The organism is Chitinophaga sp. 22620 (assembly GCF_052044405.1).
Taxonomy (GTDB): Bacteria; Bacteroidota; Bacteroidia; order Chitinophagales; family Chitinophagaceae; genus Chitinophaga.
This window is the reverse complement of the sequence record NZ_JBQEMV010000002.1, coordinates 249,282-266,650: the sequence shown is the minus strand read 5'-3', so window position 1 is coordinate 266,650 and position 17,369 is coordinate 249,282. Positions and strand designations below refer to the sequence as shown.

General features: G+C 53.6%; 13 protein-coding genes and 1 tRNA gene. 4 read left to right on the top strand and 10 right to left on the bottom strand.

All coding sequences use genetic code 11. From position 1 onward, the window contains the following. Nucleotides 1-232: 232 nt before the first annotated feature. Nucleotides 233-1,756, top strand: coding sequence for a recombinase family protein (locus ACTJIK_RS10635; RefSeq protein WP_440646350.1), 1,524 nt, complete (start codon nt 233-235; stop codon nt 1,754-1,756). Here the strand turns inward: ACTJIK_RS10635 and ACTJIK_RS10630 are convergent. Continuing rightward, nucleotides 1,738-1,811: transfer RNA gene (locus ACTJIK_RS10630), tRNA-Met, on the bottom strand. The two genes, ACTJIK_RS10635 and ACTJIK_RS10630, sit on opposite strands and share 19 nt — an antisense overlap. Nucleotides 1,812-1,935: 124 nt before the next feature. Beyond that, complete coding sequence (locus ACTJIK_RS10625; protein ID WP_440646349.1) at nt 1,936-2,406, bottom strand: group II truncated hemoglobin; 471 nt, start codon at nt 2,404-2,406, stop codon at nt 1,936-1,938. A gap of 148 nt (nt 2,407-2,554) precedes the next feature. Here ACTJIK_RS10625 and ACTJIK_RS10620 point away from each other — a divergent pair, with 148 nt between their 5' ends. Then, entirely contained in the window at nt 2,555-2,947 is a 393-nt protein-coding gene (locus tag ACTJIK_RS10620; RefSeq protein WP_440646348.1) for a BlaI/MecI/CopY family transcriptional regulator, read from the top strand. Nucleotides 2,948-2,957: 10 nt separating this feature from the next. Next, on the top strand, nt 2,958-4,928 hold the full coding sequence (locus tag ACTJIK_RS10615; RefSeq protein WP_440646347.1) for a M56 family metallopeptidase: 1,971 nt from the start codon (nt 2,958-2,960) through the stop codon (nt 4,926-4,928). A gap of 65 nt (nt 4,929-4,993) precedes the next feature. On the opposite strand, the gene ACTJIK_RS10610 is transcribed toward ACTJIK_RS10615, so the two are convergent. The 3 genes from ACTJIK_RS10610 to ACTJIK_RS10600 form a co-directional block, all read right to left on the bottom strand. Further along, complete coding sequence (locus tag ACTJIK_RS10610; protein WP_440646346.1) at nt 4,994-6,139, bottom strand: MFS transporter; 1,146 nt, start codon at nt 6,137-6,139, stop codon at nt 4,994-4,996. Nucleotides 6,140-6,268: 129 nt separating this feature from the next. Continuing rightward, nucleotides 6,269-6,679, bottom strand: coding sequence for an inner membrane protein YiaA (gene yiaA / locus ACTJIK_RS10605; protein WP_440646345.1), 411 nt, complete (start codon nt 6,677-6,679; stop codon nt 6,269-6,271). 29 nt (nt 6,680-6,708) lie between these two features. Then, a complete protein-coding gene (locus tag ACTJIK_RS10600) occupies nt 6,709-7,491 on the bottom strand; it encodes an NIPSNAP family protein (protein ID WP_440646344.1) in 783 nt (260 codons plus the stop codon). Nucleotides 7,492-7,598: 107 nt separating this feature from the next. On the opposite strand from ACTJIK_RS10600, the gene ACTJIK_RS10595 reads away from it, so the two are divergent. Beyond that, nucleotides 7,599-7,874: a hypothetical protein gene (locus ACTJIK_RS10595; protein ID WP_440646343.1), complete on the top strand. Its 276-nt coding sequence runs from the start codon at nt 7,599-7,601 to the stop codon at nt 7,872-7,874. Between the two features lie 5 nt (nt 7,875-7,879). Here the strand turns inward: ACTJIK_RS10595 and ACTJIK_RS10590 are convergent, their stop codons facing one another. The 5 genes from ACTJIK_RS10590 to ACTJIK_RS10570 form a co-directional block, all read right to left on the bottom strand. Further along, entirely contained in the window at nt 7,880-9,394 is a 1,515-nt protein-coding gene (locus ACTJIK_RS10590) for a DUF1565 domain-containing protein (protein ID WP_440646342.1), read from the bottom strand. Between the two features lie 26 nt (nt 9,395-9,420). Further along, complete coding sequence (locus ACTJIK_RS10585) at nt 9,421-10,716, bottom strand: SMP-30/gluconolactonase/LRE family protein (RefSeq protein ID WP_440646341.1); 1,296 nt, start codon at nt 10,714-10,716, stop codon at nt 9,421-9,423. 33 nt (nt 10,717-10,749) lie between these two features. Continuing rightward, nucleotides 10,750-12,579 (bottom strand): RagB/SusD family nutrient uptake outer membrane protein, encoded by a 1,830-nt coding sequence (locus ACTJIK_RS10580; RefSeq protein WP_440646340.1) that lies wholly within the window; start codon nt 12,577-12,579, stop codon nt 10,750-10,752. An 18-nt stretch (nt 12,580-12,597) separates the two neighbouring features. Next, entirely contained in the window at nt 12,598-16,044 is a 3,447-nt protein-coding gene (locus tag ACTJIK_RS10575) for a TonB-dependent receptor (RefSeq protein WP_440646339.1), read from the bottom strand. 194 nt (nt 16,045-16,238) lie between these two features. After that, entirely contained in the window at nt 16,239-17,354 is a 1,116-nt protein-coding gene (locus tag ACTJIK_RS10570; RefSeq protein WP_440646338.1) for a FecR family protein, read from the bottom strand. Nucleotides 17,355-17,369: the final 15 nt, after the last annotated feature.

Sequence of the window (17,369 nt, the reverse complement as noted above, 5' to 3'; positions counted from 1 at the left end):
ACAGACCCTAACTGACGAAAATTGATGACATTTGTCAACGATTTTACCCAACAAAAATTTGGAATCCCTATCTCCTATTTCGTATATTCGTCGTCACCACATTCCCCGCATCCCTCACCACATAGTTTATAATTTTCCACAATATAAACACTGGGCATATGAATCAAGAAGAGATTGAATTTTGTGAGTTAATGGCCTGTATCATTGTCGAACTTATTTTAAACGAAACGTTATGAATGCAATCGGGTACGTACGAATCAGCACGAAAGACCAGTCCAAATACTCATTGGACTACCAGAAAAGCAGCATTAAAGAGTATTGCGCGAGGAACAACCTTGAACTATTGAACCTGTTTGAGGATGATGGGGAAAGCAGCTTCACCTTCGACCGCCCGGACTGGATAGCCTTGGAAGCCTTCATAAAAAAGCATAAAGGCAAAGTTCAGTACCTAATAGTGATGGATCATGACCGCTTCAGCCGCAACCTGCCAGAAGCCCTCATGAAAATAAACCATCTGGAAATGAAGTTTGGGATAAAGGTGCTGGCCACCAGTGAGCCGGTAGACCTTGATACCACGGACCCCAATGTATTCATGACCCGCGCCTTCAAATACATGATGGCAAACAACGAGCTTTTCAACATCCGCCGCCGGACTTCCCAAGGCATCCGGCAGGCTTTAGAAAGTGGGCGTTTCGTCAACAAGGCCCCCTTTGGTTACAGGAATGTGAAAGCTGAAGGCGGGAAAGGATTCATAGAGATAGACGAAGAGCGGGCCTTTGTTATCAAAAAGATATTCCGCGATTACCTGTTAGGCCATCCGTTTAAGCAAATACACAGAGAAGCAAAGGCGCTCGGTTTTACCTACTCCGGTAATTCCGCCGTTCCTCGCGTCCTGAATAATTGTCTGTATGCCGGGCTGATAAAAGTGCCTGCCAACAGGAAAACCTCAGAAAGGATCATCCCTGGTTTACATAAACCCATTATTACAGAATCAGAGTTTTGGCGGGCGCAAGAACTACTGGGCAACCTGAAATCTAACAAGTGCATGCCCGTTGAAGAAGTACCTTTACGTGGGGTTTTGAAATGCACTTGCGGCCAAAACCTCACAGCAGGCAAGAGCAAAGGCAAGAAAAAATACTACAATTACTACCGATGCCGGATACATAACAGCCGTAACTTCCCGGCCACCAAATTGCATGCGCAGCTGGATGAAATTCTCGAACTCAGCAGCTTCCGACCGGATCAAACCACGTTCATTGCCCAAAAGGCAAAAGAAAGAATGGGAGAAGCCTTGAACGAAAGAACCCAACAAGTAGCCATAAAATCCCAGCAGCTGGAAGAAGTAAACCAGAAGATTGAAAAGAATGAAACCCGTTTAATGGAGGACGTTATCGAGCCGGACACTTACAAAAAGTGGCACAAGAAATTCCAAATACAGCGGGCCGTATTAATGGAAGAGATCAACTCACTCACGAAAAACAGGAATGAAAAATGGGATAAACTGTATCAGGTTCTCCCCTACCTCACCTCCATAAAAAGCATCTATCGAAAAGCAACTGTTACACAAAAACGCAGCATCCTGAGAGGGGTGTTCAAACATGGCCTCACATATCACGAAGGCGCATTTAGAACACCTTCGATCAATCCGGCCCTTGCACATAACGCGGTGAAGCTCAAAGAAAAAGGACTGCTCTATATCGAACAGTCCTTTAATGATTTGGGTGAAAATCCCATTCGTAGCGAGATCGGGAGTTGAACCCGAGACCTTTGGGTTATGAATCCAACGCTCTAACCACCTGAGCTACCTCGCCAAAATCCCCTTCTGAAACCCCGGATAACATCCGCCATTTCAAATTCGGGAGTGCAAAGATACAGGCTAAATGGTTAAAATCAAAAGTTCGGCGTAAAAAGTTTTTATCGCGCTGTGGCAGCGGTTTACGGCTGATAAGGACCGCCCGTTTCGCCCCAGCCCCATTTCGGCATCGGCTCGCTTTCGCTAACGGGATTGTCGTCTGTATTGGAGTTCATCACAGCCAGGCGGCTTCCCCATTCAATATATCCTACCAGGGCAGACCGGAACTCCGGATCCTGGGCCAACCCAATCTCATCCGCGCTGTCCAGCAGCAACGCCATCCAGCGCCGGCGCTGCGCTTCCGTGAGCATCTTGCCCAGGTGGTGGCTCACCATGCCGGCATGACTGCCCTTGTCGCCCTCCGTGTAGGTTTTAGGGCCGCCCAATACCTCCGCTATAAAATGCGCCACATGTTTGCTGTGCTCAGGGCTCATGTGCCTGAAAACGGGCTCCAGCAGCTCATCCTGCAGCACTTTGCTGTAGAAAAGCTCCGTCAGCCGCTCAAATACCTCCTGGCCACCGGCCCATTCATATAAAGTGGGTATAGTTTTCATAAGACAACGAATGTAGGATTTTTTTTGCCTGGAAATTATCCATGTTTTGAATTGATTATCAACCTTATGAGCATCAGCCCTTCCCTCTTTCGCCTTACTTTCCACGGGTAATATTTTGTTCGTACGAAAATTTTCCTACCTTTAGTACATGAAGAAGCAGAAACAAGAAACGAATCCCGAGCCCACCCGCTCCGAACTGGAGATATTACAGGTGCTCTGGCAGCTGGGGCCTTCCACCGTCAGAACGGTGAACGATGTGCTGAATGAACAAAAGCGGGAAGTGCAATACACTTCCACCCTCAAGCTCATGCAGATCATGGTGGATAAAAAACTGCTCAACCGCGACGAAAGCCAGATGAAACATATTTACAGTCCCGCCGTAGAGGAGAACTCCACCAAAGGCCATCTGCTGGACCGGTTTGTGGATACGATGTTCAACGGTTCGGCCAGCAGCCTCATGATGCAATTGCTCGGCAATAAAAAGACATCCAAAAAAGAACTGGACGCTATCAGGGAACTCCTGAAAAAAATGGAAAAATAAACTTTCTGTTATGCCTGTTACCGCATGGTTTCCCGACGACATCCTGCAGGCCATCTGCCGCACCTTCCTGCACTCCCTCTGGCAGGGCATTCCCGCCGCATTACTGGCCGGGCTTGTGCTCCTGCTCACCAAACACTCCAGGGCCAGCCTCCGCTACAACCTGCTGGGCGCCGTGCTGCTATTATTCCTCGCAGGAACAGGCCTTACCTTTTACCTGGAAATGCAGGCGGCCTCCTCTGCACCGGCCCCGGCAACAGCTGCCATAGCCGTTCCCGGCGCGCCATATGCACCGGCTCCGCAACCGGACCTGCTAACGCGTTTCCTGCAGCTCACCGATGCGCATTCCGGGCAGATCATGATGGCCTGGGCCCTGGTGTTCCTGCTGAAGTGCATCAGGCTGGGCGCCGGCTTCTACCACATTTTCCGCATCCGCCATTCTAATACCATTCAACCGCCTGTGGAATGGGCCGGAAAGCTCAAACAACTGGCCCTTTCCATCGGCATCCATGCGCCGGTTAAACTGATGGAATCCGCCAGGGTGCAAATGCCTTTCACCGTTGGCTGGCTGAAACCCTGCATCTACGTGCCCGCAGGCCTGCTGGCGCAATTGCCGGCAGACCAGCTGGAAGCCATCCTCCTGCACGAACTGGCGCACATCCGCCGCCGCGACTATCTCGTGAACATCCTGCAGCGTTTCGCCGAGATCATCTTCTTCTTTAATCCCGCCCTGCTGTGGATCTCCGCGTGCATCCGCGAAGAAAGGGAAGCCTGTTGCGACGACATTGCCGTTGCGCACACGCCCCGCCAGGCCAGCTACCTGCAAGCCCTCGTGGCTTTCGAAAACGCCGGACAGCGCGTTCAGCTGGGCATGGGCTTAGGCCAGACGAAATTTTACCTGCTGGACAGGGTGAAGCGCATCCTTACCAACGAAAACAAAAAATTGACCATTATGGAAAAAGGCATTCTCCTCATCGGCCTCGCCGGCATCACCGTATTCGGATTTGTGCCGGCAGGGGAACAACCTGCGCCGAAAGCACCGCTGGAAATAGTGAAAGACACTACTGTAAAGCCTTTCAAGACTGTCAAACTGAAAAAAGACACGCTGCATCCTAAAAAAATGCACTTCCGGGCAGACACGCTGAAGTACAAGCTGAAAACAAAACATAAGGACAGCCTTCATGCACTCCGCAGCGGCGATTCATTGCATTACAAAGTTTATCTCAAAACGTACGGCGCTAAAAGAAAATACGACAGCGCGCTGGTATATAAAATTTACAGCCAGATGCAGGACTCTTCCCGGTTGAATCCAATGAAAGGAAAGCTCTACGCAATAATGGCAGACAGCTCTTACAGGAAACACCCGGAGACAGACAGCACCTACGTGCGGGTGTATTATCTGAAGGCCCTGAATTATAGTGATTCCGCTTATGTGCTGACCCGGGACCATAAAATGAAGACCGCCAAACTACAAAAGATAAACTACGACAGCGTTCATCTTCAATATAAACTGCACATGGACAGCTCGCTGAAAAGAATAAAGTCCAGGCGCCTTCCTGATTCTTCCATAAAAAGTTTCAAACAAAAAATCGCACCAAAGGCCGTCGAAAGCATTGATCAACCTACCGCTTTCAGCACGCCCAAAAGCCCCGGGCTATTTGCACAGCAGGTGACCGCTAAGTACAAAACCGCCGCCAACTTCGCCATTCAAATGAAAACCGCAGCCTACGCTACCTACCAGGCGGAGCAGTCGCTGTTCATCGAACCCACGTACAGCATCCAGGAACAGGAAAAGCCCGCTCCCGTTAAATCAAAAGTGCCGGTCAAAAAGAGCGCGGAAAAAGAAGTGAAAAAGAAAACACCTGGAAAACAGATCAAATGGCATCAGCCGCGATATAACAAACCCTCATTCCGTGAAAAAGCAGAACAGGCTTTGCCGGCAGGGCTGCAAAAGCACCTGGTGCCGCCCGTGGACAACTGCTGATATCTTTTTTTCGATTACTAGTCTCAACTTACAACAAAGGCTGCTTCGTCATGGCAGCCTTTTTTTTATTTCAGACGCCTGACGATGCTGCTGCATAACAGCACCATGAAAATCCATTCCGCGAACGCTACCGTGGTAAGGTACCGCACGCCGTATTGCTGCACGATAAGCCCCATCAGGTAGTTTACCAGCATATTGCCGGTAAGGGCTATCACCAGCACAAAGCTGAACGCAGTACCGGAATACGCCGCATACCGCTCGCCCACGAAGCCCAGCATAATGGGGAAACCGCCCGCCAGCCCCGCTCCCAGCAGTATCAGCCCGGCAGCGGACAATACAAATGCATTGCTGACCTGCAATAACACAACGCCCGCAGGCATAAGCAGCAGCGAAACGATGAGCATACCGGCCGGGGAAACCATGCGGAACACGCTGCCGGCAAGCAGGCGCATCACCGTGTATCCCGCCACGTACAACGACAATGCATACAATGCGGCCTGTTCTTCCATGTGACCGCCCGCGGTGAGATAAGTAGTGGTCCAGTTATTAATGATGGCTTCGAAGCTGCTCTGGAAGAATAAAAAAAGCCCGATCATCACCAGTGTAACGTCTGTGAACAAATGCCCGCCCTGCGCCAGCGGGAAACCCTGCTGTTGTTTGGCAGGCGGGAAGCGGATCACGGCAAACAGCAGGGCCATAGCCAGCGTCAGCCAGCCCACGGCAGAGACGATCTCGAACCATTGAAAGTGATGTTTCATTGCGCCCAATACCTGCGGCATGCCCAGCGCGCCAATCCCGAACGAAACGCCCAGCAGGCTCAGCGATGCGCCTTTCCCGCGGACGGTAATGTCTGCCACCACGGCATTGGTGGCCCCGTTCATCACCCCGCCGCTCAACCCGAATAAAAATATGCATGCCTTCAGCAACGCCGGCGAACCGGCGTGCGCAATGCCCTGGAAACCCGCGCACAAGCCAAGGCAGGCCATTACCAGCAGTAATTTATAACCGCAGCGGTCGCCGATGGGGCCGAAGAAAAGCGAACCCGTAAGAATACCGACCGGCATGATGGAAAACAGGGTGCCCGCAGCTACCCCGTCCAGCCCGAATTTCAGACGAAGGTCCAGCATCACGGAGCCGAGGGTGATGAGCGTAATGCCGAAGAAAAGCAGGCCGGCACAGGCCACAATAAAAACTACTTGTTTATTGTACATATTTCACGCCCGCATTTTTCATAACGTACCTGTAAATAAGACAGACTACTTTCCGCCTGCCGTTACCCGGCAACAAAAAAGGCCGTCTCCCTTGTACGGAAACGGCCTTCTTATAACAATTCAAAAGATCTACTTTTCTTCCGGCAGACTGTTCTTTACCACCTGCGCATCGCGTGTGTTCTTTTGCACCGCAATAGCGCCAAACACGCTCAGCAAAAATGCGAAGGCGTAGAATCCTTTCTCACTGGGCAGCAGCGTGGCATTCCATAAACCAACGATCAGCAGGATGATGGTGAGCAGCATGCTTACCCAGCTGATGCCGTAATAGATGTCTGTTACGGGAACGCCTTCCAGCCTGTCGCGCACGCATTTCTGCACAGAAACGGCAGCAAACAGCCCATACATGAGGATCGTGAAATAATACCCTTTTTCATTGAGCTGCATCTCCGCGTTCCAAAGGCCGATCACGTAACCCAGCATGCCCGTGAACAGGGCAACCCAGGAGGCAGTTATGAATGCTAACGATGGTTTTTGTTTCATGGTACAGGTTTAATGTACAGCCAAGTTAATCAAATATCCGAATATTCAACCGGGCGGAGGAAGTACTGGGTATTGCGGCTCACATTGTTTTTGTATTCCTGCAAGGCTGACAGCTTTTTCCACTCAGGGTCCGCACCAAACGCTTTCCAGTGTGCGTCGCGATCTGCACGGTCTTTAAAAGTGGTCATGTACATAAGGTTCGGCATGCTGCTGCCGGCAATCACTTCGCCGTAGAACACCGCATTGAAGCCCAGCCTGCGGAACAGGCCGATCTCGTCTCCCTCGTTGAACATCTTCACTTTATTCACGTAATATTTTTCAGTGGGCCCTTCGTAGCTGCGCAGCTCGTATACGCGATCGCTTTTAGGCCCTGTAAAGTTAGGCAGCTGAAGCATTGGATGGTCGCGGAAAGCTTTCAGCAGGATGGTTTCCAGGCGCGTGTACGGAACGTCGTTATAGGCGGCGTCTATGTATGAAGCGCCGGCTTTGGCCAGTACAGCATCCTTTTCCAGCACGGCGGGTAATTTTTCAAACTGTTCCAGCGAACGGAAAGGAATAAGCAGGTATATCTTCAGGTCCGCCGTATCCTGCTGGATGGGCTTGAACACGCCTACTTTCGGGATACCTGCGCGGTGAAGCGCGGGAAGATAAGCCGCGGACAGGAAGCTGTCTACCCGCTGCACCTGCAGTTCCGTTTTCAGATGGTAAATTTTGATCTGGTAGAATTCGCGGCCGGGAGGCGTAGCGGCTGAAGCATGGTTAAACAGGCCTGTCAGCAGGCAGAAGAAAAGACAAAGTGTGGAATATTTCATAAAGAATCAGGTTTTACCGGCGAATAAAATACTGCCAATCCCTGAAAGATGCAAATCGGCGTGTTCAGCGGTTTTTTTTGTAGTTTACAACACCATCGCAACGGAATATGAAAATAGCGGAAGATAAATGGAGGCATTTTTTTGTGGGGATACCGATGGGAAGCATCGTGCAGATCGTGGCGCATTACATATCGCCGGAGGATATGACCGTGGCTTCCATATTGGCGCTGATAGCGGTAGTTGGCATCAGCTACGGGTTTGAGCTATTCTCGAAGGTCACCGGCAAGGGCCATCACGAATTCATGGACGCCCTTGCCAGCATATTGGGCGGCATTGTGGGGATGGCCATTACCATCGCTATCCTGTTGACCGCCTTTAAATAATTATCTTACTGATGCGCACCGATACTCACTTTATTGTTCTGCACCCGCGGCTGGCCTGAAAAATCCACGGTGCCCAGCACCTCCGCGGGCAACGTGTGTCCCGCCTGTTTTGCGGGCGAGTTCTCCGGGATCCGGTAATCCTGCGTCAGCATCGGGTTAGTGCCTGCAATGGAATTCGCGTCCACGCCGGTGGCGGCTTTCCAGGCGCTGAAATCCATATAGGGCGCACCGTCTGTCGTGTTCCATATCCAGCCGGCGGGCGTTGCGGAATAGTACAGATTATTGTCTATCACGTTCCCGCTGCCGGTGTTGGTGTACTTGTGCAGGAAAAGATCGTCCGGCCCGGCCACTACCAGGTTGTTGCGGATCACATTATCGAAGCATTGCTCCGTGAGCCGCAGTTCCCCTTCTATTTCCCCGAAAGCCCCGCGCACGCGGTTGTTGCCCACCAAAGTATTATTCACGACATAACAATTGCGCGTACCGCCGCTGGTGTAGCCCAGGTATCCGCCGAGGTAGATACCGGTCCTGTAACTATTGGTCACGATATTGTTCCGCACGATGCAGTCGCTGGTAGGGTATGCATCGTTCTCGCTCACGATGCCGATACCGCGGTCGCAATCGTAAATGCGGTTCCTTTCCACGGTGATCTTTCTCGCGCCATCCACGTAAATGGCAATAGCCCCGTGACCATGAACGCCGCCCACCGGGCCTGTAGACATATCGATGTTATAAAGCGTATTTTCCGTGATCAGCCCGTTGCGGGAATAATTGTTCGCCGGCACCGGGTTTGCTCCATAGCCGCCCGCCGCATCTATGCCTATGTTCTCCGCATTGTAAATGATGTTCTTCCGGATGATGAACCCGTCTACATACCCATTGATGGTCAGGTTTTCGCTGTAGCCGGTGTTGCAGTCATGTATTTCATTTTCTTCCACCAGGATGTTCTTCATCGGTATGGCCGTGTTCCCGATTATCTCTATGCCATGGCCGCTGCGCCCGTCTTCCTTCGCCACATTATGTTCTATGTTGTAGATCCTGTTCCGGCGGATGACAAGGTTGGAAGAACCTGCGTCTGCCAGAACGCCGTTCACATTCACCCATGGGGTGCTGCTTTTCAGGTTGCAGATGTCGAAACCTTCGAGCTGGATGTAGCTGGCATTGCGGATGGTGACCAATGCTTCCTTCCCGCTTACGGTGAGCCCTGTTCCGTCTATCACCGGGCGTTCGCCGGGGTAGGCCTTGAGAGTGATCATCTTTTCGAGCCTGCCGGATTTCGGAAAAAATACTTTTTCGTAATAGTTGCCGGCTCTTACGATCACGGTATCGCCGGGAGTGGCTTTTGCCAACGCAGCATTGATGCCTTTCAGCGGCGCCTGTATAGTGCCGGCCGAAGCATCGTTGCCCGTGGGCGACACGTAAAAGGTGTTCTGGCGGGCAGGTTCAGTAGCGGCGGGCGAGCTGCTTTTGCTGCAGCCCGCAACCGCCATCAGGCTCAACAGGAATATTGTTTTTATCATCTTGTTCCGGTAATGTTTTTCTTCTTTTATTCTGATACGATCTTTCTTACGCGGTTATTATTTTTATCCACTACATACACGGTTCCGTTCTTATCCACGGCTACGCCCAGCGGGCCTGCAAATGCCGCGGCTTCGCCGATGGCGTTGGCATAACCGGCGGTATTGCTGCCTGCATAAGTGCTCACCTGCCAGTTCTTCGGCGTAATAAAACGGATGCTTTGATCGGGGTTGTAAGCGCCGCCGTCCCAGGTGCCGTTGCCTGCGATGTAGATATTACCATCCGCATCCACCGCCAGGCCCCAGGGGTTGGCGAATTTCGCCGCAGTGCCGGTGCCGTTGAGATAACCGGGCACATCGCTCTGGCCGGCGATCACGGCGGGTTCCCAGGTACCTTTGGCATAGCGGATGATCACGTGCCTGGTGCTGGCTGCCACGTACAGGTTGCCTTGCCTGTCGAAGTCGAGGCCGCCGGGCGTGCTGATGCCATCTGCCACCAGTACCTTATTGCCCTGGGAAGGAATGCGGTACACCGCACCGGCGCCGCTGTTGGCATAAAACACTTCGTTGGTGGACTTGTCCACGGCCACCTGCCAGGTTTCTGTACCTGCATCCAGCCAGGTGGTGACTACGCCCTGGGGGGTGATCTTTTTTATTTTCCAGCTGCCTGGGTCCGCGGTGTACACGTTGCCCTGCGCATCCACGGCTACGCCGTAAGGTATTTGGAAGCGCGCAGCCGCACCGGTACCGTCGTTGTCGCCCGCTTCAGCACTGCCAGCCAGGGTGGTCACCCTGCCGGTGCTGTCTATTTTGCGGATGCAATGATTGCCCGGGTCGGTCACGTACACATTCAGGTCATCGTCTACCGCAATGCCGCTGCCACGGTACCAGCCTTCGCTGTTGAAGCGGAACATGGCGTCTTCCCCCTTTCCGTTCGCGAAGCCGGCAATGCCGCTGCCAGCCAGGGTGGTCACGCTGCGCGTGAAAACATAATTAAATTCCGCATTGCTGCTCACTTCTTTGCCGCCTACTTTCACCACCACTTTACCCGAGCCGCACTTTCTCGGCACTACGGCCATGATCTGTTTGGTGTTGCTGCCGGTTACGGCAAGGCGTTTGCCGTTGATGCTCACTTCCACTTCGGTGGTATCACCGAAGTTGCTGCCGCTGATGAGGATGGAAGTGCCGCCCCCGCCCTGCATGGGCAGGAAGCTCTCCACCGCTACCGGCGCGCCGGGAACATGTTTGTTATTGTCATCGTCCTTTTTACAGGCGGCCAGCATAAGGCTGCCTGCTATGATATAAGTTAAAAATGATCTGATCATATCGGGAATGATTGATTGGTCTGAAAAAATGAATTACCAGCCGGGGTTCTGCACCAATGCACGGTCCCGTTCAATATCGCCCTGGCTGATGGGGAACAGGTACATCTTGTTGTCCCAGTACCGCTGCTGGTATACTTTCCGGTTGTAGAACTGGGTGAAGGAAAAGCCCAGCCCGTTGTCGTTGGCGTTCACGTCGAGGCCGTAGATGGTGGTGTATTTGGGCAGGCCGGCCAGCAGGCGGCGCGTGAGTGTATAATAACGGTCTGCTTCAAAGCACAGTTCCACCTGGCGTTCCCGCAGAATGTGGGCGCGCATTTTATCTTTGTCGCCCACTGCATCGGGGTACACGGTTCCGATACCGGGCAGGCCCGCGCGGGTGCGGATCTCGTCCAGGTATTTTACGATATCGGGATTGGAAGGATCGTATTCGTTGAGGGCTTCCACGTAGTCCAGCAATATTTCGGCATAACGGATAAGGATATACGGCCCGTGGAAACTCACATTATCGTAACGGATGTTGCTGCTTGGGCTTATGCGTTTCAGCGCCAGGTAGCCGGTGATGGTGCTGCTGCCGGCGGACTTCTGCCCTGATTTGCCGTTGTAGTAAAATTCGGCTCGCCCCTGCCCGTCCGCATTGTTGTCGGAGGAGTAATAATTGCGGTCGTCCGAATTCTGCGCGGGCACTACAGGCCGTGCGTTGTACATGATGTTGGCGTAGAACCTCGCTTCGCGGTTGGCGTACATGTTCCATTCGCCCTGGCGGTGCGCCCAGGGGCGTGCGGCGTCGCCGGAACCTGAGAAGCCTGTTTCCACGTAACCGGAAAGCGGATCGTCTATCGTCCGGCCATTCTTCATGGAAAACGCGTCTACCAGGTTCTGCGTGGCGCAGTACATATTGTAGCCGCCCGGCCCCGGAGAAGCGCATTTGGTCCAGCCCCAGCGGCTCCAGCCTACTACCGCGAAAATGATCTCGTTGTTCCAGTTGGTGAGATGCACATCGCGAACGGAGGCATAGGGATCGAAGGTGCTGCCGCCATTGTCGAGATTGGTGAACAGTTTGTACTTGCCGCCGTCTATCAATTTTTTGGCTGCATCCGCCGCGGTTTTCCAGCGGTTGGGATCGGCGGTGAGCGGCGCCAGGGGCGTATTGTCCTGGTTCTTGAAATTGGCGAAAGCAGGGTTTCCGTTCCAGAGCGGGCTGGCGGCCAGCATGGCGGCTTTGGCCTTCACGGCCCAGCAGCTTCCTTTGGTGGGGCGACCCAGGTTGGTGCTGGACTCCCATTCCTCTGGCAGCACGGCAGCCGCCGCATCCATCAGTTCGTTGATATTTGCCACGCATTCATCGAAAGGCGCGCGGGGATATTTGTTATAATCTTCGTTCGGGCTCAGCACGTCCGTCACTTTTACAAACGGGCCGTACTGCTTCAGGATCATCCAATAGAAATAACCGCGCAGGTAAAGCACCTCTGCCTTGTATTGCGCTTTCAGCTCGGCGCTCAGCTGGTGGGCGGGCACCTTGTCTATATTCTGCTCGAATATGAAGGTTTTGCGGATACCGGTGTAATAAGACCCCCAGTTGTAAAAATATCCGCTGGATGCGCTCCAGTTGCCGGATACCATCTGCCGCACGTCCACCGTGCCGATGGAAACGGACGATTCGTCGCTGGCGCCCATGGTGGCGAAATCGCCGCCGTCTGTATTGTAAATATGACTGTAAACATTGTAGAGATAACTCTCCGCGTTGGCGCGGGTGGTCCAGATCATTTCTTCGGTGAGCAGGTTGTCCGGCTTCTTGTCCAGGTACTTGGAACAGGAAAATAAAGTGAAAGACAACAGCAGGATCAGGTACGTATGCTTGTTCATATGATCATCCTTTTAACGTTAGAATTGTGCCCTCAGCCCCAGGGTGACGGTTTTGGAATACGGGTATTTGGCGCCGTTGGAGCCCAGCTCAGGGTCCCATATTTTGAATTTGCTGAAGGTGAGCAGGTTGGTGCCCGCAGCGTAGACCTGCAGCTGGCTCACGCCTTTCACGCGGTTGGCTGCCGTAATGATGTTGTAGCTCAGCGAAGCCTGCTTGAGGCGCATGAAGCTGCCGTCTTTCAGCCACCAGTCGCTGTCTACGTAGTTGTTATCGGAAGTGTTGGCAACGGTGAGGCGCGGGTACCAGGCATCCTGCCGGGGATTGTCTTTCGTCCAGCGGTCGGTTACGTTGCTGAGAATGTTGGCGGGATATTGCCCGATACCGGTGAAAGGCACTACGCCCACACCGTTGGCCGAGCCGTCGTTCAGTGAGGTCTGCGAGCCGTTGGCCATGATGGATACATCCGCCACGCCGGCAAACAATATGCTGAATTCAAAACGGCGGATGCCCAGGTTGAAGCCGTAACCGTAGGACCATACCGGGAAAGCGGACTTGCCGAGGTAAGTGCGGTCGTTGTTGTTGATCACCCCGTCGCCGTTGAGGTCTTCGTATTTGATGTCGCCGGGATACACCGTGCGCAGCTGCGTGGGGCTTTTCTCCACATCTTCTTCATCGGTAAACAGGCCGATGGCTTTGTAACCGAAATATTCCCAACGCATGCGCCCTTCCGGCTGCTGGTAGTCGTAGAGATATTTCGGGTTATCCTGGAAAATGATGTTGTTGCGGGCGTAGGTGAGGTTGCCGAACACTCGCAGGGAAATATCCTTACCGAACTGCGCGAGGTATTCCACGCTCCCGTCCATTCCTTTGTTCACCATCTCTCCCATATTGGCGAAGATGTCGCTTTGGCCGAAGCCGCCGATGGAAGAAATGGAAGCTCGGCGGATAAGGATGTCTTTACGCTGGTCCCTGAACACGTCCACGGTGATATTGATCTTATTGGCGATCCCGATATCCAGCCCCAGGTTGGCTTTGGCGGAAGTTTCCCAGGTAAGGTCTTCCGTGCCTATCACCCGGGCGTAATTGCCGCCATATGCCTGGGGGGAAGAGCCAAAGGAAATGCCCGCCCCTCCTTCGAGGTAAGTAAGATATCCGAAACGGTCCTGTTCGATCGCGTCGTTGCCGGTAGAACCATAGCTGGCGCGCAGCTTCAGGAGAGAAAAGAAATCCTGCCCTTGCATGAATCCTTCTTTGGAGATCACCCAGCCTGCTGCCACGGCGGGAAAGAAGCCCCAGCGTTTGCCCGGTTCAAAGTTCTCCGAACCGGTAGCGCCCATGTTCACTTCAAAAAGATATTTATCCCTGAAACCGTAAGTCACCCTTGCGGCGAGGCTCTGGTTGCGGAAAGGAATGGAATTCTTCACGGAGCCTGCTGTTCCCAGCTGACGGTTCCTGATACTGCCCACTAGCAACCCGCCAACGGTATGGTCGCCGAAGGTGCGGTCGTATGTAAGATTGCCTTCAAGGTACATCACTCTTTCGCCGGTGGAATACTGGCTGAAGCCAAGAAAGGTCTGGCCATTGCGCACACGCTCGAAATTCAGCTTACCGTCCGGCGTACGGGAACCCGCGTACCAGAGATCGTTGGAGCCAAGGCGGGAATTGCCGAATTCGCTGTAGCTGTCGAAGGAAAAGCGGCCCGTTGCGCTGAGGCCTTTCGTAAGGCCGTCCAGCTTTTGGGTGAGGGTAAGCACGGACTGCACGGAAGGCCTGAACTCCGTGCTGTAGCCACTGTTCTGCACGAGGTTGAAAGGATTGGCGCCGCCGTTGTTGCGCGGGCCGGCCCACATATTGTCAGGGTATTGAACAGGGAATGAAATGGGATTGGCGGAATATGAATTGTACCAGATGGTATTGGCGGAATTGCCGGGGTACCGGCTGTTCACCAGCATGGCGGCGAGGTTCAGCGATAAGGTCGTTGTTTTGGTGATGTTCAGGTCCACGTTGCTGCGGAAATCGTATCGTTTGAAATTGAGGTTGGGGTTGTAACCGTTTGCTTTGGAAACGTTGTACTGGCCGTCCTGGTTATAAAAGCTCATGGATACGTAATAACGCATGGCTTCTCCGCCGCCGCTCACGTTCACGTTCGCATTGGCCATGGGCGCCCAGTCTTTATAGATGCGGTCTATCCAGTTTACGTTGGGATAAAGATATGGATCGAGGCCGCTGGCGGTTTTGGCGATGGTCTCGTCTGAATATACCGGCGGTGCGCCGATGTTTTCCTGCGCTTCATTGTAAAGCTGCATGAAGGTCACACCATCCAGCAGGCTGGGCAGTTTGGTGAAACCGTTATACCCTGCTTCCACTTTGGCGGATACTTTCGGTTTGCCGGCCACGCCGCGTTTGGTGGTAATGATGAGCACGCCGTTCGCGCCACGGGCGCCGTATACAGCGGTGGCGGACGCGTCTTTCAGCAGGCTGATGCTCTGGATGTCTTCCGGGTCGATGTTGTTGAAGGCACCGCCGTAAGTGCTGTTCACGTCTTCGCGCTGTACGCCGTCCACGATAATAAGCGGGCTCACGCTGCCGGCGAAAGTGCCGATGCCGCGAAGGGTGAAGTTGGGATTGTCGTAACCAGGCTCGCCGCCGCCGCTCTGCATTGAAATAACGCCGGCCACTTTACCGGCCAGGTTATTGGTAAGCGAGCGCACGGGCGCCTGCATATCCTGCATGTTCACGGTGGCCACGGAACCGGTGACGGTCACTTTTTTCTGCTTGCCGAAGCCCACCACCACCACTTCATTGAGCTTGTCGATCTTGGGAGTGAGGGTTACTTTCAGCACTTTTTGCCCGGCCAGCTTTATTTCCTCGGTGTTCATGCCGATCATCACCACTTTCAGCACTTCGCCGGGAGCGGCGGAGATGGTGAATATACCGAGGGCGTCCGTGATCACGCCGCGGCTGGTGCCGTTCACGGATACGGTCACCCCGGGCAGGGCGTTCCCTTCAGCGTCCATCACCTGGCCTTTCACCGCTTCTTCCCGCTTTTCGTCCTGCGCCGTCAGCGTCTTTGCAGGCGCTTCTTCGGGAGGCTTGCGGTCCAGCACGATGCGGTTGCTCCGCACTTCGTACACGATGCCTTTGTTCTTCAGCACAAAGTCCAGCACTTCTTTCAGGCGGGCGTTGCGGAAGTTGAGGTCGATTTTTTCACCGTCGTTCAGCAACTGGTTGCTGTACACGAGGGTGAAGCCGGTTTGTTTTTTAATGCTCCTGAACACCTGCAACAGGCTTATATCGTTGCCTGCCACCGTTACGGGCGTTTGAAGGGAGGGATCTTTTACCTGCCCCGTGGCGGGCAGCAACATGGAAAACAGGATGCAGCTAAGCACGAGGAGCCGCATAGCCTGCCGGTTGCGCATACATTTTCTCATTTCGGAACAATTGGTTTGGTTGATATTCAGCATAACTACACCCGTTTAACCGAAACGGGTGACAGCCAGGGAGATCTTTTTTTAAATTATTTATTCATTTGTTTATGCCGGGCCGTCGTTACGGGAAGCGGCTGTATAAAGCGGGTGGGACGACGAAGCAAAACAAAAGCCCGTCATTGCCGGTCTTTCCCCGCAATGATGCCCCCTCTGTCTAATGTTGGTCTAATTTATCTCAGGTAAACGGTCTGGTTCTCGATTTGAATCTCCGCGCCGGCGGTGGTTTGCAGGTCGTTGAGGAATTCCTGCAGGCGCCCCCTGTCCATCACGCCGGTAATGGTCACTTTGGCAAACCGTTCCTCTTCCGCCTGGAATCGGATGCCGTAAAAGCGCGATGCAGCGGCAGTGATGGCGGTTACCGGCATTTTATGGAAGTAATATACGCCGCTCATCCAGGCCGTCACTTCCTCTTCGTCGAAAGGAACGGTGCTGAAGCCATCGCCGGAGAAGCCGGCCTGCAAACCGGGTTTTAAAGTAAGCTGCTGCCCGTTACGGCTGTGCATCTGCACGCTGCCTTCTACAAGGGAGGTACGCTCGGCGCCGGGTTCGTAGGTGTTTATATTGAAGGATGTGCCCAGCACGCGCACTTGCGTTTGAGGCGTATGCACGATAAACGGATGTTGCGCGTCTTTCGCGACTTTAAAGAACGCCTCGCCTTCCACGTACACATCGCGGGTAGGGCCGGCGAAGCTGAACGGGAAACGCAGGCTGCTGGAGGCATTGAGCCAAACGGTGGTACCGTCTGCCAGTACCATTTTATAGCTGCCGCCTGCCGGCACACGCAGCGTGCTGCTGGAAGTATCGGTGCTTTGATAGGCCAGCGTGCCGTTATTATTATTCAGCGTAGCCTGTTGCAGCGCGATCGTCTGGGTGCTGTCGCCGTTCAGGGTGATGGTCTGCCCGTTAGCCAGCACGAGGTTCACCGCGCTGGGCGGCAATTCCGGCAGCCGGGCTGTGGCGGGTGCATTTTTTGGGGACGGCCACAGCAACACACTTCCCGTGATCACCAGGCCCGCCACCACAGCGGCGGCGGCATACCACATGCGGCGCACGCCGCCACGGGAAATTCTCCGGTGCTTCATTTCGGCCAGCGCGCCGTCGGTAGAAAGGTCGCGCGCAAAAGCTTCCGTGCGCCGGGCGCGGTCGCCTTCGGAAAATGAGGCCCACACTGCACGGAAACCCTCATCCTCCTTCAGCTTCTTTTCTACATAACTTTCCTCCTCGGGCGTCAGTTCCCCCGAAAGGTGCTGTATGTATAATTGGAATATTTGATCCTGTTCTTTCATGTTACCGGGTTAACA

Coding starts and splice junctions, on each gene's coding strand:
- ACTJIK_RS10570 (WP_440646338.1), bottom strand. CDS start 17,354: ATGAAAGAACAGGATCAAATATTCCAATTATACATACAGCACCTTTCG.
- ACTJIK_RS10610 (WP_440646346.1), bottom strand. CDS start 6,139: ATGTACAATAAACAAGTAGTTTTTATTGTGGCCTGTGCCGGCCTGCTT.
- ACTJIK_RS10595 (WP_440646343.1), top strand. CDS start 7,599: ATGAAAATAGCGGAAGATAAATGGAGGCATTTTTTTGTGGGGATACCG.
- ACTJIK_RS10590 (WP_440646342.1), bottom strand. CDS start 9,394: ATGATAAAAACAATATTCCTGTTGAGCCTGATGGCGGTTGCGGGCTGC.
- yiaA (WP_440646345.1), bottom strand. CDS start 6,679: ATGAAACAAAAACCATCGTTAGCATTCATAACTGCCTCCTGGGTTGCC.
- ACTJIK_RS10635 (WP_440646350.1), top strand. CDS start 233: ATGAATGCAATCGGGTACGTACGAATCAGCACGAAAGACCAGTCCAAA.
- ACTJIK_RS10625 (WP_440646349.1), bottom strand. CDS start 2,406: ATGAAAACTATACCCACTTTATATGAATGGGCCGGTGGCCAGGAGGTA.
- ACTJIK_RS10620 (WP_440646348.1), top strand. CDS start 2,555: ATGAAGAAGCAGAAACAAGAAACGAATCCCGAGCCCACCCGCTCCGAA.
- ACTJIK_RS10580 (WP_440646340.1), bottom strand. CDS start 12,579: ATGAACAAGCATACGTACCTGATCCTGCTGTTGTCTTTCACTTTATTT.
- ACTJIK_RS10615 (WP_440646347.1), top strand. CDS start 2,958: ATGCCTGTTACCGCATGGTTTCCCGACGACATCCTGCAGGCCATCTGC.
- ACTJIK_RS10575 (WP_440646339.1), bottom strand. CDS start 16,044: ATGCTGAATATCAACCAAACCAATTGTTCCGAAATGAGAAAATGTATG.
- ACTJIK_RS10600 (WP_440646344.1), bottom strand. CDS start 7,491: ATGAAATATTCCACACTTTGTCTTTTCTTCTGCCTGCTGACAGGCCTG.
- ACTJIK_RS10585 (WP_440646341.1), bottom strand. CDS start 10,716: ATGATCAGATCATTTTTAACTTATATCATAGCAGGCAGCCTTATGCTG.